The organism is Paenibacillus nanensis (genome assembly GCF_003583765.1).
In the GTDB taxonomy this organism is placed as follows: domain Bacteria; phylum Bacillota; class Bacilli; order Paenibacillales; family Paenibacillaceae; genus Pristimantibacillus; species Pristimantibacillus nanensis.
The window spans coordinates 729,500-749,886 of sequence record NZ_QXQA01000001.1 but is presented as its reverse complement, the minus strand read 5'-3'; the positions used below and the strand labels follow the sequence as shown (position 1 = coordinate 749,886).

Below are 20,387 nucleotides of genomic sequence, written 5' to 3'. Positions count from 1 at the left end.
TCGCCCGCCGCTCCGTTATTTCTCTATGGAAGCAGCGCAACCGCCGCGTCAAGCTCCTTCAGAAATTCCTCCGGCGTAATGGAGTTGCCGAACAGCTTCTGGTGGGCTTCCATGACTTTCGTTTTAAACTCCTCGGTGCCCAAATCCAGAAACGGGGTGTTGCTCGCCGAGGTCGTGGAGTTGAAAATGTCGACGAGGCCCTTTTGCAGCGCGGATTCCTCGCCCGTCAGGAATTGGTCGAATTTCTGCGCAGGCGTTCCCGAGCCCGTCTGCCACAGCTGCTTCGCCCAGTTTTCCGGCTTGAAGAAATATTGCATGAACTTCACAGCTTCTTCCGGATGCTTCGTGTTTTTGGAGATGGAATAGCCGCCGCCGAACCAAGCCGCCAGATCGGAAGCTTTGCCTTTATCCGAGGACGGGTACGGAATCGCGCCTACGTTATTGCGGAATTCCTCGGGGAAGTTCTCGTCGGTGGCAAGTCCCGCTTCCCAGTTGCCCATCACGAACATCGCCGCCTGGCCTTGACCGAACAGGTTGCGCGACGTGCCGTAATCCGCGGTCAAGAATCCGTCTGCGAACGCATCGGCTTCCGCAAGATCAAGGATCGATTGCGCTGCGGCCTGGAAATCCGCGTCGCCGGAGAACGCGCTTTCGCCGTTCATCACCGCGTCGATCTTGCCGAAGTCGCCGCTGGCGCGCTGCGCGGCATATTCGAACCAGATTGGAAGCGACCAGCCTTCCATCGCGTTGGTTGTAATCGGATTGATGCCTTTTTCCCTGAACTGCTTCGATACTTCCGTCAGCTCGGACACGGTTGCCGGCACCGCTATGCCGTTGTCGTCGAACAGCTTCTTATTATAGTAAAGAACCAGGAAATCTGTATTGCGCGGCAGACCGTACAGCTTGCCTCCTTGCGAGAAGCCGTCCGTGGAGCCCGGGATAAAGCCGCTCGACTCGAAATCCGCCGGATTCAGCTCCAGCAGCAGACCGTTGTCGATTAACGGCTTAATAAAAGATGGCTGACCCCAGGATTGGATAATGTCGGGGAGCGATTCGGTAGAAGCGTATACTTTGGCTTTCGCCTTATACGGCTCATCCTGCAGCGCCTCGACTTCAATTTTGACATTCGGGTTCTCCTGCATATAAGCGTCGATGATGGACTGCTCGATTTTGCCCATGCCGTTTGAGCGGTCGGCCAGCGCGGTGAAAAACTTCAGCGTCACCTGCTCGGGAGCCTTTGACTCCTCGGCAGCCGGCTTCGACGGCGCATTGGAAGGCGACTCGTTCTCCGTTCCCGCGTTGCCGCCGTTATTGCCTGAGCTGCAGGCGGCTAAAGTAAACACCATCAGAATTGCCGTAAAAATCATAACCCACTTTTTCATTGATCCCCCACCTTACATAATGTTGAACAAGCCGGCTTATCTGTTCTGCCCCCATTATAGACCGAACGATTTCCTGAAAAATATGGTGCAAATTTTAGAACAGATGCTTCATTTTTTTGAAGATAAGCGGGAACTATCCTCCCTGCGTCCATTTCTTGCTATACTGAATTTACTTTAAAACACTCATCTACCATCGTACAGGTGAAAAAAATGCGACCTATTCATCTTCCCTTACGCAACATGCCCCTTCAGCGGAAGCTGCTGGCGCTGATCGTGCCGCTCCTTATCGTCACCGTCAGCTTGACGGGCCTCTACTCCTATGTCATCGCGTCACGAGAGGTTGTTGACAAGATCCGCCAGGCGCAATTGAATATGGCGGTCAAAACGAAGGATCAGCTGGATCACTTCGCCCAAAATTCCGTCAGCTTCACAAATTATTTGTTTCTCAATAAAACCGTACAGGAGATGGTTGGCAGCGGCGATACGCCGTCCCGCAGAGATATGGTGTTCAAAAGCTTGCTGCCTCTCATGGTGACAGGCGAGACGATTCAGTCCCTTATCTTATATGCGGTCAAGGACAATAGCACGGCAAGCAGCCCGTTCGCGATTACGCAGACCGGAATTGCAAGCGCTATCAGTTATGACCGATTCAAAGAAACCCCTTATTACGAGCGGTTGGTCGCCTCGCCAAGCAATCAGCTGTGGGACATCCTGCGGCCGGAGGATAACGTCCTTACCGGAGACTCCCATTACAAGCTTGTGTACATCACTTTGTACAAAAACCATCTTTACCAGCCGGTCGGGCTTCTCATTGCGGGAATGGATGCCGACAAGCTAAGCCGGAATTTATTTCATGACAACACCGAGGACGCCGTGCAATTTATGATGAACGACGAAGGGGTCGTGCTTGCCGCCACCGATACGGCATGGATCGGACTTCCCGTGAGCGAGCTTCCCGTCTTCGGCATGGATGGAGACGTCCCGGCCAATCCCGCTCATGCGCTCGATCAGCTTAAAGCGCGGAGCGATCTGATCGTGTCGGACTCCGTCTCCGATATAACCGGCTGGCATTCCGTTGTTATTCAGGATCGCAGCAAGCTGGTGCTCGAGCTCCGCGAAATCGGCTCCGCCACCGTCTCGATTACGGTCATCGTTTGTCTGCTTGCAATCGTCATGTCCTGGATGATAGCCCGTTACGTGACCAATCCGATGAAAAAGCTGATGCACTCGATGAAGGCGCTGCAGATCGGGGATTTCTCTCAACGGGTGGACATTGTCGGCAATGACGAGTTCGGGCGGCTCGGCTACTTGTACAACTCGATGGTCGGCCGAATCAAAGCGCTGATTCACGATGTGTACGCCTCAAGCCTGAAGCAGCGGGAAGCGGAGCTTAAGGCGCTGCAATCCCAGATTAACCCGCATTTCCTATACAACACGCTTAATATGATCAACTGGAGCGCCCTGCAAAAGGGGGATAAGGACATATCCGAGATGGTTGTCGCGCTGTCTCAGGTGTTCCGGCTCAGCCTCAACAGCGGCAATGAATTCGTCGCATTGTCCCAGGAGATCGAGCTGCTGCGGCATTACCTGTTCCTTCAGAAGAAACGGTATCCGTCGCGGTTATATTTTGATATCGAGGTGGATCCCGCGCTGCACCACTTTCGGATGCCGAAGCTGCTTCTGCAGCCGCTCGTCGAAAACGCGATTATTTATTCGATCGAGCAGGCGGAAGGGACCGGCAACATTTTTATTAGCGCCTATCGGGAAGACGGATGGATCCGTCTCGAGGTCACTGACAACGGTCCGGGAATGCCGGAGGAGCTGGTGCAGCAGCTGAACAGAACCGGGACGGCCGGCGCGATCAGACAAGCCGCCGACGGGACAAGATCCGGCATGGCGATCGCCAACATTAAGGAGAGACTTTCGCTTTTTTATAAGGAAGCCGCGTTCGAAATAATCAGCAAGGAAGGTATCGGAACACGCGCCATCGTGCGGATTAAAGAGGGGGATCAGGGGCATGACGCTTAAAATGGTAATCGCAGAGGATGAACAGGCGTTCCGGGACGGGATCGTAAGTTCCATTAATTGGAAGCTATATGATATCGAGATCGTCGGCGAGGCCGAGCATGGCCGGCAGGCGCTCGATATGATGCTGGAATCGCGGGCCGATCTGCTGCTTACGGATATCCGCATGCCGCATTTGAACGGGCTTGATCTCATCCGCGCGGCAAAAGAGGCCGGCATTGATTTTCATTCGATTTTGCTTACCGGCTACAACGAATTCGATTATGCCAAAGAAGCGATTAAGCTGGGCGTCTCCGATTACTTGCTGAAGCCTTGTATGCCGCACGATATTTTACGGGTGGTTATCGACGTGAAGAAAAAAATTGACGCAGCCGAATTCGAGGGGCGCATGCTGACCGAACGCGACCGAACATGGAACCGGAGCATCCAGCTGCTGAAAAACGGCATTCTGTCGCAATGGATCCAACAGCCGCTGATGCCCCTAGAAGAGAGGACCGTGGCGATGCGCGAGGTCAATTTAGCGCTTCAGCCTGAGCCGATTGTGGTAGGCCGAATTGAGATCGATGCGATGGAGAGCGGGAATCGAGGCATGAACAACCGGGACCTGGAGCTGATGCGTTACGCGATTCTCAATATTACGGATGAAACGCTGCGGCCCTATTATAACGGCAAGCTTGAAGTGTTCCGCCATGGCGACGAGCTGCTGTGGATGGCTAACGTCAGTTCGAACGGCGGGCGGGCGTCTGACAGCTGCGAGCCGCTTCAGCAGCTGAAGCGTAATTTGGAAAGCTATTTGCATTTGTCCGTCAGCTTCTCCTTAAGCTCCGTTCAGCCGTCCGTCAATGACGCGCGAACCGCCTACGAGGAGGCTTGCAAAGCGCTGGAGTCCAGGTTTTACCAGGGTAAAGGCGGCATTTTTCTCTACTCGAAGCTGAATATGAAGCATGACGGGAAAACCTCCATCATGGACGACCCTTACCTTGAACGTGTCGAGAAGGAGCTTCTCGCCCATCTGCAAGTCGGCCAATATGGCGGCGCCGTCGATGCGATTGAAGCGGGAATCTCCTACTTGAAGCAGCAGACGGTTTATTCGCGGTCCGAGATCATCTGGCGGGTAAGCGGCATCATCATGGCGCTGCAGCGGCTGGCGCAGGAACGGTTCCCGGGCACAATTGAGTGGCAGAACGACCTGGTCAACTGGATTGAACGGATCCCGAATATGGAGACGCTTGACGATTGCTCCGTCATTCTTCAAATGATTGTTCAGAGCATCGTGCAAACCTCTCCTCATCAGAAGCAGCTGCACCGAACCGTACAAGCGACGCTGGAGCTGATCCGCGCCAAATACGACACGAACTTGACGCTGGAGCTCGCCGCCAAAGAAACGTTCGTCAGCAACTCGTATTTAAGCTCACTGTTCAAACAGGAGCTCGGTGTAAATTTTTTGGATTATTTGCACCAATACCGTGTCGAGCGGGCCAAAGAGCTGCTGCGCGAGCATTTTAAAATTTATGCGGTCGCCAAGCTTGTCGGCTACGGCGAGGAGCGCCACTTCAGCTCCACCTTCAAAAAATGGACCGGCATGACGCCGAGCCAATTCCAGAAACGCTACGCGCAAGCGGTTAGCGAGGGCAGCTGCTGAGCTGCCCTCTTTGCGCCTCCGTTCATGGCATGGCGATTCCCTCCCTTCTTCTGCCGGTATCCGTTCTACCCGCCCCCCTCCCAGCCTCTGATCCCCGAGCCGCCGCTTACGTATCAGTAACCGTGTTTTTCGTCGTTACTGCATCCCGCTACCCCCGCCTTCTCGCCAGTAACCGCTTTTTTCGACGTTATCGCATCCCGCTACCCCCGCCTTCTCACCAGTAACCGCTTTTTTCGACGTTATCGCATCCCGCTACCCCCGCCTTCTCACCAGTAACCGCTTTTTTCGACGTTACTGCATTCGTCGGCTCCCCAGACATAAAAAACCGCCGCAAAGGCTTCAAGCCCTTTGCGGCGGTTCTGCTGCTGCTAGTTACACGTTACAGGTTATAGATTCGGTACACAATCAGCGCAGCTTCAGCGCGAGTTGTGCTGCCAAGCGGGCTCAGCTTGCCTGCGCTGCCTTGAACAATGCCGTTCGCAATCAGCAGAGCAGCGCTCTCCTTCGCGTAATCGGCCAGCTTCTCCAGATCGGAGAAGCCTTGCAGCAGCTCCAGATCCGCATCCTCCAGCGACTTGTCAGAGACGGCAAGCGCCCTGGCTGTCATCGCCATCATCTCTTGTCTCGTAATGGAAGCGTTCGGATCAAAGCTGCCATCCGTCCGGCCCGTCACGATGCCAAGCGACTTTGCGGCCATGACCGCTTCGTAATAATAGTCGCCCGCCGCCACATCGGTAAAGCTGCCTGAGCTTGGCGCATCCGATGCCTGCGACTTCCAGCCGAGCGCTCTCGCAAGCAGCAGCAGGAAGTCCGCGCGCTTCACTTGGCGCTCCGGCGCATATGCGCTATCCGATACGCCGGTAATGATGCCTTTTGCGGCCATAACCTCGATTTCATGCTTTGCCCAATCGTAACGCTCCAGATCGTCGAAGCTCTTCTCCACATAGACAACAGCAAAGGCGCTGAAATGATCCGTCTCAAACGTTACCGACTTAAGCTTCTCGTCATACCGGCCACTCGGGACTGCTGTGATCTGACCGTTGCCGTCGATATACCATACCGTCAGCAGTTCGCTCAGCTCCTTCTCAGCACCGCTAGGCTCGTAAGGCACCGCCACGTAGACCTTTGTACCCGGATTACTCCACTCTGTCTGAACGCCATCGATGAGCAGGCGCAGCTCGACGACAGGACGACCGCCGATTTCAGCCTGCAGTTCTTCACGAAGCGAAGAACTGTCCGACAATCGGATTACGATAGATACCGTCTTTGCGTCTCCGATTTGCTCAAGCATATCGCTTGGAAGCTGAACCGTTCCCGAAGCGGTTTCGATCGCAAGTATATATTCAAGCTCATTTGTCGCAAGGCCTTCTGCCGGGAAAACAACTTCATAGCCATTCGCGCCGGCAGCCTGCGGCACGTTAACGGTAATCCGCTCAACCGCTTGACTCGTTCCGTCCTTTAGCGCGGCCGCTAACGCGTCCTCGTCGATTGCCGTTTTACCGATTCCGGTATTCGCGTCCACCTTAGGCGCTAGCGCTTTGATCTTCGAGCCCTCCACAACAGGCTTATCCGGTGCAGGAGGCGTAAAGGAGCCGCCGTCCGGCGGTGTTGTGCCCGGCGTGATGCGATACGTAAACGGCGCGATAAAGCTGTCCAGCATGCCGTCCTTCACGGCTACAGCCCGAATAACCGTCAAGCCGTTCATCGTAATTGGTCCGCTGTATTTGGTGCCGTTATCTTCGCTAGGCAGACTGCCATCCAGCGTATAGTAAATATCTGCTCCGTCCGTCGCCGTCGAAAGCGTCACGGTACGCGCACCACTGTAAGCTCCTGCCTTCAAGGATGCCTTCGGCAGAGAAGCCGTACCTCCAATAACGGTCGTCGGTTCCGTCTCCTCCAGCGTAAACCAATCAAGATTGGCGCCATCCCCGACTAAAGCAAGCCGCAGCGTTTGAGCGCCTTCTTCCAGTTGAACGATGCCAACAGCCTCTTGGTAAGCGCCCCAATCGCCCGTTGTTCCAAGAGCAGTTACGCCATATGCTTCGCCGTCTGCGCCGCCCATTGCCAATCGGACACCCGACTGCGGCGTCGCGTAGCGGTAAACGACTTTGTAATAGCCGCTTTTGGCAATATGAACCGAATAATCCAGCCAGCCTCCCACAACGGTAAATCCGACATTGCGGAATTCGTTGGCCGTTCCTGCATTGTTCGTCTGAACTGCGCCGCTGCTGGCTTGCGCGTATGTTTCAGCCTCTACCTTAATAGACGCGTTCTCCTCATCCATCGTTTGGATGTTCAGCTTCTCAAAACGGATGCCGCGAAGCTCGTAGCCGCCGGCCCCGACCGAAAGTCTAATGAGCTGTTCGCCTTCTTTAAGGTCCAGCTTGGCGCGAATCCGCACAACCTGGTTGTATAGATTAGGAACGGTTACAGCCGTCTTCACGGCATTGCCTTCCGTCTGCCATACGATGCCGTTATAAGCTTGCGTATTGGACGTTACGGTCAGCTCCGCGATATAAGCGCCGGCTTCCGGCACATTGACCAAATAGTCGGCATAATCGCCCGAGTCAATCGATGTAAATCCGCTCTCGGCACCGGTTCCCGTTACCGTCAAGCCTTTCATACGATTGAACTGATCCAGCGCGTTCAGCTCCAGCAAGTCTACGGCATCCTTCACATTTGCCGTTCCTGAAAGCGTCGCTGAGGCAACGAGCTCGCTTCCGCCGGAAGAATCGCCATAAGCCGTTACCGGCACATGAACGTTAAGCTGGAGATCGTCGTAGTAGGTTGTTCCATCCCACGCAAGCGTCAGCTTAACCGTTCCGTCAGGCATTGCTTCTGCCGAAGCCAGCGATACGCCGCCATGCGTAATTGCAGTGCCCGATACAAAAATTTCGCTAATCGAATCGGCCAGCAGCTTGCCGCCGCTGATCGACAAGCTCAATTCCTTGCCGTCCACATCATAACCGAGCTGTTGCTCGGACAACGCGGCAACCTCCTGATCGTCTGCCGCCGTAAAGGTTACCTCGCTCGTCAACGTTATTCCCGCAGCAGCGCCGCTTACTTCCGCAGAAGCCGCTGTCAGAAGGGCGGTGCGGTTCACGTCATAATCCTCCTGTGCGGGACCGGTCAGCGTAATTTTGGCGGTGGTATCCCCCACGCGTTCGACGCCGGCAATGCCCACTCCGCTAAGTCCGGAGATGGACCAGTTCGCTTCGTTCAGCTCAGGCGCAAACGTTCCGTTCAACAGCTGTACGGTAATCTCGCCGCCGCTTTCGCCGCCTTCCGCGATCAGGCCCTGCTCCGCCACAATCGTTTCGCCGATCGCGATATGGTGAAGTCGATAGAGGCTATCTGTTACGCTTATCCGGATTGTATTCGTTCCTTGATTCAACGCAACGCTTCCGGCAGCCTTGCCGACCGTCTCAGGTCCGCCTGTTCCCGGCAGAGCTACAGCCGCCGGTTCTCCGCCATTGACGGAAAGGCTGATATTCGCCCCTTCTTGCGGAGCGGCATATTGGTACGTAATGCCGTAATTGCCGCTTGCCGGAGCCTGCACCTCGTATGCCACCCAATCGCCGTTATCGGCTCTCGCTACCGATGAACCTTCCGTCAAAACGCCGTAAGCGTCAGCATATTGGCTGGCCGCCAGCAATCCCGGAACCGCGGCTGGTCCTGCCGCTTCTCGAGCAAGCGTCACTTTGACGATGCTGTACCCGCTGCCTTTCGCCTTCATCGTCAACAATTGCTTGCCTGCCGGCAGGCTAACGATGCCGCGTACTTTTGCGGATTGTCCATTCGACGCGTCCGTCAGCGCAATCGCATCCAATTCGGAGTCGCCGGATGCCAGCGCAATTTCCCCGTTTACAGGCTCGCCTGTATATTCAATCTCCGCATAGTACGAACCGGCTTGGCTTGGCTCCGCCACGTAATGGAACGATGCATGGCCATCGGCCGGGAAGCCGCTAATCGAGCCGTCTCCCGGGTTCGTGTATGTTCCGCTTGCCGAAGCGAACGCAGCCGCTTCAAGCGTTGCTCCCGGCTTTAAAATCTGCGTCCGGTCAAATACGTACGTCGCGACCGATTTCGCCGGCAGCGTCGCATTCATCTGCAGCCCGTCGACCAATAGCTTGAATGGCTGCGGGTCGTTCGTCCGGTTAATGACAACCGTCACGATCTCTTTGCCGTCCGGGCTCTTAAACGCCACGTTCGTCACGGTCGATGCCGAACCGTAATTGCTGTCGATACGCACATACCCCGGCTTCACAAACTTCGTGTAGTGACCCAGCAAATAATATTCCGGCAACAACCAGTAGTTATCCGGATTTGCGGAATCCTGGATAACCGGCGTCGGATCCGGAATGCCAACCCATTGATGGGTCGCGATATCGCTGTCGAGCATCGTAACCCAGTTATTGTAGCTGCGAGCGTAGTTGCGGAAATATTGGGCGATCCGGTCCGCGCCGGTCGTGCCCCATACCGCTCTTTCGGTCAAATAAACGCTCTTCTCCGGGAACATATCATGCAGCCTGCTCATCTCGGACAGCTCGCCGCCGTAATCGTGGAACGCCGTGCCTTCCACGGCATCGTAGGCGCCTTCCGCCGCATCGCCAAGCACCATAGCCGGGAACGCCATTGTATCGCCCGGATTATGGTCGAACATCCACAGCTTCACGGATTTGACCAGTCCGTTGCCATTGGCGTCCAGCTCCGCCCGGAGCAGCTTCGCCAGTCGGGACGTTTGCTGCCATGACATTGCCGTAGACGGGTAGTCGATCTCAAGCAGCGGCTCGTTCTGCAGCGTCATCGCTTCGAAATAAATGCCCTGCTCCGCGTAAGCCTCCAAAAATTTCACATAATATTTGGCAACAAGCGGAAGATATTCTTCCTTCACTTGGCCCCTCACCATGCTGTCCGTCGTCTTCATCCAGCCCGGAGGACTCCAAGGCGAAGCGAAAAATTTAACGTTCGGATTAATCGCCTGTATTTTTTTCACCGTATCAATAATGCCGTTGTCGAAATCCTTTTGAATCGAGAACTCGCTTAAATCTTCATCCGTCTGTCCTGGCGGCATATCGTTATAGGAATAGAACGGCTCGGCCGTGAAGTCGGATGTGCCGATCGTCAGACGAACAAAGCTGATGCCTATGCCGCCAACCGGATCAAACAGCTTACGGAGCAGCTCCTCCTGCTTGGCGTCAGACATCTTCGCTAAATTATGAACCGTCGTTTCTTCCATCGACGTCCCGATGCCGAGCATCGACTGGTACGTTTTGTCCGGATCAAGGGTAATCGCCGTTAGCCCACTGCCATCCGGCAATCTCAAATCAAGCGCCGGTCCCGGCTCCAGCTTCTTATCTCCAGCCTGAGAACGGTCCGCATAATACCATTTGCGGTCCGCAGGATCCCGTTCGTTCGTCATCCAGGATTGCACCGCATCCTCTACGATAATGGCGCCCGTGCCCTCTCCGCCGGTCGGATCAGAGCCTCCGCCTCCGCCATTGTCCGAAGGAACGTCGCCAGTCCGCGTAAATTCCACCCAGTTGAAGTTGATGTCGCCTGCAATAAATTCTAAGCGCAGCTTTTGTACGCCTTCCTGCCGCAGTACAATATCAGATACTTCCGCCGTCGCCCAGTTTTGCCATCCTCCAGTCGTGCCTACGTTAAGCGTGCCTAAAGTAGCGCCGCTCTCCGACTTCACGCGAATGCCGGTCGAGCCGCCGTTGCCGGCGTAACGGAATGCCGCCTTGTAAGTGCCAGGCTCGGTTACATTGACCGTATAATCCAGCCACGCTCCCGCGGAAGTCCAGCCGATATTCATGCCGCCGCCCTCGTCGGAGGTCGTCTCCGTATTCAGCCCGCTGCTCTTTGCGGCGAACGCTTCCGCTTCGATCTTGCCCGGAATAGCCTCCGCATCCGGCTGCGGCAGCGGCGGCGCATCCGGAAGCTCCGGCGTCGCTTCATCGCGTGTCAGCCCGTATCCCACATCGAACAGCAGATTGTCGCTGTCCTCCGTCAAAGGATAGTCACTATTAACGTAGAACGGCCATTCGATTGGATTCGTACCCGCAAAATCCCGGCCGCCAAGCAGCACATCGGCTACGCCTCGCCCTTCCGTTCCCGGCAGCCAAGCCGCCACAAGCCCCTGCCAATCGTCCAGCTGATCGCCGATCGTCATCGGACGGCCGCTAACCAGCACAACGACGATCGGAATATCGGGATCAGCCGCCCGAATGTTGCGAATCGTCTCCAAGTCCACTTCTTCGAGATTCAAATCCGTCTTGTCTCCGTTCGACTCCGCGTAAGGCGTTTCGCCGACGACGGCGATCGCGACATCATAGCCTGCGGCGCCGCGACCGTGCTTATTGTATGTCACCGTCTTGTTTGAGCCCGCAGCTGCTTCTCGAATTCCCTCAAGAATCGTTGTCCCTTCCGTAATATTGCCGGAAGCGCCTTGCCATGTAATCGACCAGCCGCCCGACTGAATGCCGATATCGTTCGCGCTTCTGCCCGCTACGAAGATGCGGTCCATATCCGGCAGCTGGGCTAGAATCGGCTCTCCGTTCACCTCATCGTTCTTGAGCAGCACCAGCGATTCCGCAACAGCTTGCCGCGCAATATCGCGATGCTCATCTGCGCCAACGTAATCGGCGATGTCGGTATCCGCTTTCGGCTGCTCGAACAATCCGGCCGCGATTTTCACCTTCAAAATACGCAGGACCGCATCATCCAACCGCTCTTCCGTAATGGCGCCTTCGCCTACCAGCGCAATCAGGTGATTCAACGCGTTTTTCCAATCGCCCGTCAGCATGAACATGTCCACGCCAGCGTTAACGGAGACGCGAAGCTGATTTTTGAGACCGCTTACAGCATTGCCTTCGTGATCCCTCGTAATTTGCTGAACCGCGTTATAGTCGGAGATCACAAAACCCTTAAAGCCTAGCTCTCCCTTCAGCACATCGGTCAACAACCGTTTATGCGCATGCATCTTCAGACCGGCGATGCTGTGATAGGAAGCCATTACCGTCTGAACGCCCGCATCAATTGCCGCTTGGTACATTTGAAGGTCATGCGCAATAATTTGCTCCTCGGTATATTGCGTAATGTCCCCCTGGTTTTTTCCGTTATCCGTAAAGCCTTCCCCGATAAAATGCTTCGCCGTGCCGACCGCATTCTCCGGAGTCAGCCACGCGCCGCCCTTCTCTCCTTGAAGGCCCTCGACAAACGCCGCGCCGAGCGCGCCGCTTCTAGCCGGGTCCGAGCTGAAGCCTTCATAGGTGCGGCCCCAGCGAATATCTTGAGGCGCCGCGATCGTCGGCGCAAAATCCCAGTTCACGCCCGTCGCGCGCATTTCCTTCGCCACGGCTGAGCCGATCGCTTCCGTCAGCTCGGGGTTGTTCGCCGCGCCCAGGCCGATGTTATGCGGGAACAAGGTCGCCCCGATTACGTTGTTATGCCCGTGCACCGCATCCACGCCGTATAGGAGCGGAATGCCAAGTCTAGTCGACAAGGCCCCGTCTTGGTAGCTGTCCGTCAGCTCGCGCCACTTCCCGGGCGTGCTGTCGGACTGTCTGCCGTTCGGAAACGATCCGCCTCCGCTTAGCACGGAGCCGATGTAATATTGCTTAACCTCCTGCGGAGTAATATTCGCCCTTTCCGCCTGAATCATTTGTCCCGCTTTTTCTTCCACCGTCATTCTGGACAGCAGGTCGGCCGCCCGCTCCTCCACGGTCTTCGCCGGATCCAAATAAGCCGGCAGCCCTGCCGCCGCTTCAGCGAAAGGAGCCGTCATGCCCGACAACAGTCCGGTCACCAGCGCAAACGCCAAGAAGGATGACAGTAGTCGTTTTGCCTTTCTACCCATTAAAAAAGCCCTCCTCAACTCCTTGATAATTCACTCGCTTAAGGCGTCCGGCATTCCATTCGGACGGACAATCGGCGAGGGTACTACCAAGTATAAATAGCGAGAAGGGTGAAAAACAGGCTTCATTTTTAAGATGACATGCCTCGTTTTTGTGATAAATCAATGCGTTTCCGTTTCCGAAAAGGCTCTGTTATAGCATTTACGGCAGACCGGCTTATAGTCCTCGTTGCCGCCGATCTGAATCTGTTCGCCGGAATTGACGGGTTTGCCGTCGCGGAACCGGATCACCATCGTTGCCTTCCGGTCGCAGTACCAGCAGATCGTTTTGATTTCCTCAATCTTATCCGCTTGCACGAGCAAATTGTAGCTGCCTTCGAACAGATGGTTCTGAAAATCGTTTTTTAAACCGAACGCCATAACCGGTATATTAAGCTCGTCCACAACGCGCGTGAGCTCAATGATATGGTGCTTCTTCAAAAACTGCGCTTCATCGATAAGGACGCAATAGATCCGGCCGGATGACTCAACGCGCGACTTGACGCTTTCGTACAGGTCGGTATCCTCGCCGACCGGAATCGCCTCGCGCTCGAAGCCGACGCGGGAACCGACCCGGTCCACGCTGCCTCTTGCGCTGACGGCCGGCGAGTAGATGAGCACCGGCTTGCCCTGCTCCTCGTAATTGTGCGCGACTTTAATAATTTCAAACGACTTGCCGCTGTTCATCGTCCCGTATTTGTAATAAAGCTGTGCCAACTGGTATCTCCTCCACTACATGCTGTGGATTTATTATACCGCTTCAGCCGCTTTTTTGTCTTCTGCGTCTTTGCTGCCGCTCGCTTTCTTGTTACCCGACAGGAACCAGCCGACAGCCGCAATAAGAATGAGCACCGCATAGAAGGTCAGCTTCCAGCCTGTCGATTCGGCAAAGTCATGCGGAATGACATGAAGAGAAGGATGCGCCAGCGTATGAACCGCAAGCTTCACGCCGACCCAGCCGACGATACAGAACGCCGCGATCTCAAGTCCGGGCCTGCTCTCCAGCAGCTTCACGAACAGCGTCGCCGCGAACCGCATAATCAGCAATCCGATAAATCCGCCTAAGAAGATGACGATAAAATGTCCGCCGTCCATGCCGCCGATATTCGGAAGAGTTGTCGGAGGCAGCGCGACCGCAAGAGCGACAGCTGCCAGAATCGAGTCGATCGCGAAAGCGATATCCGCTACTTCCACTTTAAATACCGTCATCCAAAAGCCACTTTTCGCCGGCTCTTTGCCCGCTTTTTTGTCCGCCGACTCCTCGCCCTTCTTCACGACGATTTTACGGAAAATATGATTCAGCGCGATAAACAGCAAATAAAGCGCGCCGATCGCCTGCACTTGCCATACATCGACCAGGAACGAAATAACAAAGAGCGAAGCGAAGCGGAACACAAACGCGCCGGCCAAGCCGTAAAATAAAGCCTTTTTCCGTTCCTTCTCCGGCAAATGCTTCACCATAATCGCCAGCACAAGCGCATTATCCGCCGCCAGCAGCCCCTCCAAAGCGACCAAAACCATCAGCACCCAACCATACTCCAACAGCAATCCAAAATCCATCAACCGTGCCCCCTAACGAAAATAAATGCCTCACATCCACGCCCCATGCACGCAAAAAAGACCTTTGGCTGGCGTAAGAAACACCAGTCAAAGGTCTCGCAAACAACGTCATGACGTTGCCAACAATGCCGGAGAATCCGGTTCTCGTAATGACGACATTGTTGTGCCAGCTACTCCCCTTTGGAGAATACCGCGTGTATAGATTGTGTTTTAACTAAAGAGCAATACGTGTCAGCGTTTCGGGTGGTTCCACTTTTTTTTGTGTTATGATAAAAAAAATGCAGAGAGGAGATATTCATGTTATGCCCTTGCAAGAATTAAACGAAAAAGAGCTCCTTCAGCTGAGCAGGGCGGATATCGGACGCACCGCCATCCTGTTCGCGACGCCCATGTGCGGCACCTGCAAGGTCGCAGAACGTATGCTGGAGATCGCAGAGGCTGCCGGCACCGACTACCCGATCTACAAAACGAACATCAACTTTACGCCTCGCTTAAGAGAAGAGTGGCGCATCGCGAGCGTGCCGTGTCTAATTGTTTTCAAAAACGGCCGCGTCGTCCAGCAGGAGTACGCTATGCGTTCCGTCGACCATTTGTATAAGCTGCTAAAAGATTAATTGAGTTATTAAGCTCGTTCTACTCTTCGATTTCAAATATGGAATCCACAATGATCGGCAAATTATCTCTGACCGACACGGCTCCGAGAACGGACCGCGCATGCACGCCCTTATCGCCGAACACATCCAAAAATAAATCGGAGCAGCCGTTCAGCACGAGATGATGCTCCTCGAACTCGGGAACGGCGTTGACGAAGCCTTGAACCTTCACTACTCTTTTTATTTTTTCTAGGGAGCCGCAGGCCGATTGCAGCACCGCCAAAATCTGTATCGCGGTATCTCTTGCGAGCCGGTAGCCTTCTTCCGTCGTATATTCGCCGCCGAGCTTACCTCTACATTGGCCCGAAGGTCCTTTGCCCGATACGTATAACAGGTTGTTGACGCGCACAACATTCGCGTATTTCCCCGCCGGCTGAAGCGCTGCGGGCAGCTCGATCCCCAGCAGCTTTAAATTATCGGAAACCGACTGACAAGAGCGCCCGCTCCCGCTGCTTTGGACCGGATAGTAAGGATAATCCATCAGCCTTTGAATTTCTTCAGCCGCTTCTCTGCCAAATACGGACTCTACAAAAAACAAGCCTACATCGACAGACGTTGTTATGCCCCCGCCCGTAAACACATTCCCGTCCCGCATATACCGGGCTCTCTCCACCCTCCCGCAATACGGTCTCACCTCGTCAAGCGCTAACGGATTTGTCGTAACCTTGCGATCGCGAATCAGTCCGGCCGCTCCCAGCAAAAGCGCTCCCGTGCAAACCGATACCTTATATTCCACTGTGCGAGCGCTTTCTAACCAACGAATAAAAGAATGGTTATGCACAAGCTGTCTTGTCCCTTTTCCCCCGGGAATGAATAGCAGATCGTATTCGGACAGATCCGGCAACACTCGATTCGCTTTAATCACCATCCCCCGATCATCGGTTATTTCTTCCCGGTTCGAGCAATAATCCCACTCCAGCCCTTCGGCCAGTCCCTTTTTTTTCAGCCATGTCACCGCATTATGGAATCCCGCTAAGTCCAACGTAGTCATCTCGTCAAAAACGATAAACGCCATTCTCATGCCATTGCCTCCTCTTCTTATAGTCAACCGCCGGCAAGCTTACATTTATTGCAAAGTTTATAGAAGCTGTGACATGATAAGAAGGGTCAGACAACGAACATTTTTAGAGGTCAGATAAAAGGAGGCGGGTCCCATCGAAATTATCCCGTCCTTTCATGAGGAAGAACCGCTTTATTTGCAGTTATACCGGCATTTACGGACCCTTATTCACGAGGGCGTATTAAAGGACGGAACGAAACTGCCTTCGATTCTTTCGCTTCGGAACCAAATTAAAGTAAGTAAAACGACCATCGAAACAGCCTATCATATGCTTCTTGAAGAGGGGTATGTTTACAGCAAGGAAAGATCCGGCCTGTACGTCATTCATCCCGGACCACCGGTAAGCTCAGATCCGCCTCGAAAAACGGCAGCGATCGATTTCAGCCTTCTCGCTGTCGACAAGGCTTCGTTTCCGATGCGGTTATGGAAAGCCGCAGTCGGAGAGTCGCTGCTGCTGCTCAGCGAGTCCATCCATCAATACGGCGATCCGTTTGGCGAGCAAGGACTGAGAGACAGTCTGGCCCATTATTTGCGCAGCTCGCGGGGAGTCGTATGCTCGCCCGAGCAAATCGTCATAGGCAGCGGCTTTTCTTACGTCCTTCAGCTGCTGTCGAAGCTATTCGGGAAGCAGACGAAGGTGGGGATGGAGCGATACAGCATTGCCCAGGTGCGGACTATTTTTGATCAGCATCCGTTTCACATCGTGCCTTTTGTGGTGGATGAAAACAAGGTTCAATTGCCTTCGGATGAGGCAGGCGGGCTGCGGCTGCTTTATACGACGCCTTCGCACCGGCCGGCCGGCGCTCCATTGCCCTATGCCCATAGACTAAAAATGTTGCAATGGGCTTACGAAAATGACGGCTTTATTATCGAGGATGACTATGACGGCGAGCTTCGGATCTCCGGCAAACCCGTTCCAGCCATTCAAGGGCTTGATCGAGGGGACCGGGTCATCTATATCGGCACCTTCTCCAAGGCCTTTACGCCGGCGATTCGCATCAATTACATGGTCCTTCCCAGAAGGCTGCTGCACAGCCTACAATCGATGCCATATACGTTATCTCCTCCGTCCAGAATCGATCAAACGGCGGTCGGGCTATTGCTATCGCGCGGTCATTGGTACCGCCATCTGCGGCGCATGAACCAGATTTACCGAAAAAAATATGAGCTTCTGGCATCCTGCGTGCAAGAGAATATGCCGCAATCCGTAACCATTCACAACAGCGGAACGGCTTTGCATATGCATCTATCGGTTGAAGCGCCTGTTCCATCAGCCATTTTGGTAGAAGCGGCCAGAAAAGAAGGCGTAATCGTCTATGAAAGTCAAGATCCCGATTCGGAATCTGCATGCGGCCTCTCCAGCATATACTTGGGCTTCGGGGGATTAGACGAGTCGGAAATCAGGCTTGGCGTGCAGCGGTTAAAAAGCGCGTGGTCGTCCTTTCTTGCCGAGCATTCGGGGTTCGGATAAGCCGTCATCCTAGCCCTCGGTCCCGTTGCAATCCTATATTGCGTCCCGTACTATTAACATACAAAAATAATTTATTCGTCTAAGGAGTTCTACGATACGATGCATCAACTCGAACCAAATCCTCGGCCCGGCATGAATCTGCCCCCGATCCCGCCCGTTAAACGGCCAGCTTCGCGAAGCAGAAGGCTGCGCAATTGGATTCTTTTTCTGTTCCTGCTGATGATTGCAGCCGCTATGCTGACCAGCCGTTACGAGCAGATCGGGCGTTTGCTGCCGTTCGTCAAAAAGGATGTGCCGCCTATCACATCTCTCCATCCTATCGTGGCCGAAAAGCAGGCAGAGCTTGTCGCGGAAGCGGCTAAGCTGGACATCGACGTTGTCATTACGGACGGCTTCCGCAGCCACGAGGAGCAGAACGCGCTTTACGAGAAAGGCCGCACGACCAGCGGTCCTGTCGTAACGCATGTGCGCGGCGGCGGTTCGTATCATAATTACGGGCTCGCGATCGACTTTGCGCTTAAGACAAGCAAAGGCCAAATCATTTGGGATTTGGAATATGACGGCAACCGAAACGGAGAAGCGGACTGGATGGAAGTCGTGGCGATCGCCAAACGGCTCGGCTTCAGCTGGGGCGGCGATTGGAAGGACTTTAAAGACTACCCTCATCTGCAGATGGACTTCGGCTTTTCAATCCAGGAGCTGATGAGGGGCTATCGTCCGCCTGAAACGGCAGCCGCTACACGTTCATAAACGGCCATAATAAAAGAGGCTCCTCCGAGGAAGAGCCTCTTTTGACTGTTACAATCCGGCGATAATTTCGTAAGACCGCAGGCGCGCGGCATGATCGTAAATGTGCGCCGCTACCATAATTTCGTTAGCCCCGGTCGCTTCAATATATGCGCCAAGCTTCTCCTTCACCGTCTCCGGTCCTCCAACGATGGAAGAGCCCAGCTGCTGCTGCAGCGCGTATTTCTCTTGGGTCGTCCATAGCTCATCCATATTTCGCACCGGGGCAGGCAGTGGACCCGGTTTATTCCGGATAAAGCTCAGGAACAGCTGCTGCATCGATGTCGCCAGATAAGTCGCCTCTTCGTCCGTGTCCGCAGCGATGACGTTGACGGCAACCATGCCGTATGGCTCCCCAAGTATATCGGATGGCTTGAAATTATTCCGGTACAGGTTCATCGCGGGCACGGTATACGTCGGGGAGAAATGTCCGGCGAACGCAAACGGAAGGCCAAGCTCCGCCGCCAGCATGGCGCTGAAATCGCTCGAGCCCAGCAGCCAGATCGGCACCTGCGCTCCTTCGCCCGGAATGGCGCGTACCGCCATCGCGACCTCGGCGCGGGAAGGATCCATAAAGGCGCGAAGCTGTTCCAGCTGCTCCGGGAAATTCCCGCCGTTCGTCCCCCTTACGCCGCGCAGCGCCGCCGCCGTGAGCTGATCCGTGCCCGGCGCGCGTCCGAGGCCGAGGTCGATGCGTCCAGGGTACAGCGCGTCAAGCGTGCCGAATTGCTCCGCGATGACGAGCGGCGCATGGTTCGGCAGCATAATGCCGCCGGCGCCGACGCGGATGCTCTTCGTGCCCCCGGCCACGTGGCCAATGACAACCGATGTCGCGGAACTGGCGATGCTCGGAGAATTATGATGCTCCGCGAGCCAGTACCGGTTATACTGCCAGCGCTCAGCGTGCTGCGCCAAGTCCAGCGTGTTCTGCAGCGATTCCGCCACCGTGCCGCCTTGAACGATCGGCGATACATCGAGTACCGACAACGGGATTTGGAAGGACGGTCCCGCCTTCGTTGTTGAAGCTTGCTGTTTATCCAAATTCACGGGCTTCACCCCTTGCAGTTAATTAAACTTCCAAACAATACTGTAATCATATTTCATACAGTTTCGAAAGTCAAACCGCAAGCTTAGAACGGCTTAGGACGACAATTTGCTTATAGCCGAGGCAACAAGCAGTCCTAATAAGAAGCCCGTAATCGGCGAAACGACCAATATTCCGATTAGATTGCCGCCTGGAGAAAATATAAGCTTGACGCATACCGTTATAACGATTACCGCCGCCGTCACGCCCCAATACCGGATTTTGCTCCCGTATCCTGCCCCGCCCGCATAGCCTGCAGGCTCCCCTGCCCCAGCACCTCTCAGCGCCGCAAACACAAACACGGCGATGCCCAAAAGCCCGAGCAGCGAAAGCCCGTGCTGCAGCAGCTTATATACGGGCATTCCCAGTACTTCCTCACGGAGCAAAGACCATCTCGTGACAACGATCCCATGCTCGTGAGTAAAGGCGTCCACAAAAAGATGGGAGAAGAAGCCGATCACGACGGACAGCAGGAAAAGGAACCATCGCGTTCCGCCGCTCATCTCCCAAGGGTACAGCCGCACGAGCCGCCTCGCCCTTTCATCTAACCCCAATACGGACGGCAAATGCTCAGCAAGAGGCCTCTTCACCACATGGTGAAATAATAGCGCAAACAGAATGCAAAGAGGCAAAGCTTGGAACAGCAGTCCCGTCAAGCTGTGACCAATCGTCTGGTAGGGCTCAAGCGCGATAAAATATTCGAAATCCGGCGACATGCTGCCAAGCGTCAGACCGGTTAAACTGAAGAGGCCGGGCTTAGCCAGCTTAAGCGGCGCCGCATATAGCGGATGGGCAAATGTAAAGGGCATGGCCTGACCTCCCGG

At 54.8% G+C, this 20,387-nt stretch carries 12 protein-coding genes; 5 read left to right on the top strand and 7 right to left on the bottom strand.

The window, feature by feature from the left end:
- Window positions 1–23 precede the first annotated feature (23 nt).
- Window positions 24–1,382 (bottom strand): ABC transporter substrate-binding protein, encoded by a 1,359-nt coding sequence (locus D3P08_RS03145; protein WP_119597942.1) that lies wholly within the window; start codon window positions 1,380–1,382, stop codon window positions 24–26.
- 210 nt (window positions 1,383–1,592) lie between these two features.
- Here D3P08_RS03145 and D3P08_RS03140 point away from each other — a divergent pair, with 210 nt between their 5' ends.
- Window positions 1,593–3,410, top strand: a complete 1,818-nt coding sequence (locus tag D3P08_RS03140) for a sensor histidine kinase (protein ID WP_119597941.1) — start codon at window positions 1,593–1,595, stop codon at window positions 3,408–3,410.
- On the top strand, window positions 3,400–5,049 hold the full coding sequence (locus D3P08_RS03135; RefSeq protein WP_119597940.1) for a response regulator: 1,650 nt from the start codon (window positions 3,400–3,402) through the stop codon (window positions 5,047–5,049). Before D3P08_RS03140 ends, D3P08_RS03135 begins: the two co-directional genes overlap by 11 nt.
- A 379-nt stretch (window positions 5,050–5,428) precedes the next feature.
- On the opposite strand, the gene D3P08_RS03130 is transcribed toward D3P08_RS03135, so the two are convergent.
- The 3 genes from D3P08_RS03130 to D3P08_RS03120 form a co-directional block, all read right to left on the bottom strand.
- A complete protein-coding gene (locus tag D3P08_RS03130) occupies window positions 5,429–12,913 on the bottom strand; it encodes a glycoside hydrolase family 3 N-terminal domain-containing protein (protein WP_119597939.1) in 7,485 nt (2,494 codons plus the stop codon).
- A gap of 159 nt (window positions 12,914–13,072) precedes the next feature.
- Window positions 13,073–13,666: a thymidine kinase gene (locus D3P08_RS03125; RefSeq protein ID WP_119597938.1), complete on the bottom strand. Its 594-nt coding sequence runs from the start codon at window positions 13,664–13,666 to the stop codon at window positions 13,073–13,075.
- Between the two features lie 33 nt (window positions 13,667–13,699).
- The gene (locus tag D3P08_RS03120; protein ID WP_119597937.1) at window positions 13,700–14,509 is read right to left on the bottom strand and encodes a TerC family protein; all 810 of its coding nucleotides are present in this window, start codon (window positions 14,507–14,509) and stop codon (window positions 13,700–13,702) included.
- A 302-nt stretch (window positions 14,510–14,811) separates the two neighbouring features.
- Between D3P08_RS03120 and D3P08_RS03115 the strand changes: the two genes are divergently transcribed.
- Complete coding sequence (locus D3P08_RS03115; RefSeq protein WP_119597936.1) at window positions 14,812–15,123, top strand: thioredoxin family protein; 312 nt, start codon at window positions 14,812–14,814, stop codon at window positions 15,121–15,123.
- Between the two features lie 19 nt (window positions 15,124–15,142).
- Here D3P08_RS03115 and D3P08_RS27965 read toward each other — a convergent pair whose 3' ends face one another.
- Entirely contained in the window at window positions 15,143–16,183 is a 1,041-nt protein-coding gene (locus tag D3P08_RS27965; RefSeq protein ID WP_338068699.1) for an Atu1372/SO_1960 family protein, read from the bottom strand.
- Window positions 16,184–16,358: 175 nt separating this feature from the next.
- Here D3P08_RS27965 and pdxR point away from each other — a divergent pair, with 175 nt between their 5' ends.
- Both pdxR and D3P08_RS03100 read left to right on the top strand, forming a co-directional pair.
- Entirely contained in the window at window positions 16,359–17,693 is a 1,335-nt protein-coding gene (gene pdxR, locus D3P08_RS03105; RefSeq protein ID WP_119597935.1) for a MocR-like pyridoxine biosynthesis transcription factor PdxR, read from the top strand.
- A 219-nt stretch (window positions 17,694–17,912) separates the two neighbouring features.
- Window positions 17,913–18,443, top strand: a complete 531-nt coding sequence (locus D3P08_RS03100) for a M15 family metallopeptidase (RefSeq protein ID WP_119598023.1) — start codon at window positions 17,913–17,915, stop codon at window positions 18,441–18,443.
- A 48-nt stretch (window positions 18,444–18,491) separates the two neighbouring features.
- Here D3P08_RS03100 and D3P08_RS03095 read toward each other — a convergent pair whose 3' ends face one another.
- Both D3P08_RS03095 and D3P08_RS03090 read right to left on the bottom strand, forming a co-directional pair.
- Entirely contained in the window at window positions 18,492–19,526 is a 1,035-nt protein-coding gene (locus D3P08_RS03095; RefSeq protein ID WP_420819006.1) for an LLM class flavin-dependent oxidoreductase, read from the bottom strand.
- Window positions 19,527–19,619: 93 nt separating this feature from the next.
- The gene (locus D3P08_RS03090; RefSeq protein WP_119597934.1) at window positions 19,620–20,372 is read right to left on the bottom strand and encodes a DUF4184 family protein; all 753 of its coding nucleotides are present in this window, start codon (window positions 20,370–20,372) and stop codon (window positions 19,620–19,622) included.
- Between the last annotated feature and the right edge of the window lie 15 nt (window positions 20,373–20,387).

Bases quoted from the DNA above. Each gene is read 5' to 3' on its own strand.
- D3P08_RS03115 (WP_119597936.1), top strand. From the start codon at position 14,812: ATGCCCTTGCAAGAATTAAACGAAAAAGAGCTCCTTCAGCTGAGCAGG.
- D3P08_RS03130 (WP_119597939.1), bottom strand. From the start codon at position 12,913: ATGGGTAGAAAGGCAAAACGACTACTGTCATCCTTCTTGGCGTTTGCG.
- D3P08_RS03140 (WP_119597941.1), top strand. From the start codon at position 1,593: ATGCGACCTATTCATCTTCCCTTACGCAACATGCCCCTTCAGCGGAAG.
- D3P08_RS03135 (WP_119597940.1), top strand. From the start codon at position 3,400: ATGACGCTTAAAATGGTAATCGCAGAGGATGAACAGGCGTTCCGGGAC.
- D3P08_RS03090 (WP_119597934.1), bottom strand. From the start codon at position 20,372: ATGCCCTTTACATTTGCCCATCCGCTATATGCGGCGCCGCTTAAGCTG.
- D3P08_RS27965 (WP_338068699.1), bottom strand. From the start codon at position 16,183: ATGAGAATGGCGTTTATCGTTTTTGACGAGATGACTACGTTGGACTTA.
- D3P08_RS03145 (WP_119597942.1), bottom strand. From the start codon at position 1,382: ATGAAAAAGTGGGTTATGATTTTTACGGCAATTCTGATGGTGTTTACT.
- D3P08_RS03120 (WP_119597937.1), bottom strand. From the start codon at position 14,509: ATGGATTTTGGATTGCTGTTGGAGTATGGTTGGGTGCTGATGGTTTTG.
- D3P08_RS03100 (WP_119598023.1), top strand. From the start codon at position 17,913: ATGATTGCAGCCGCTATGCTGACCAGCCGTTACGAGCAGATCGGGCGT.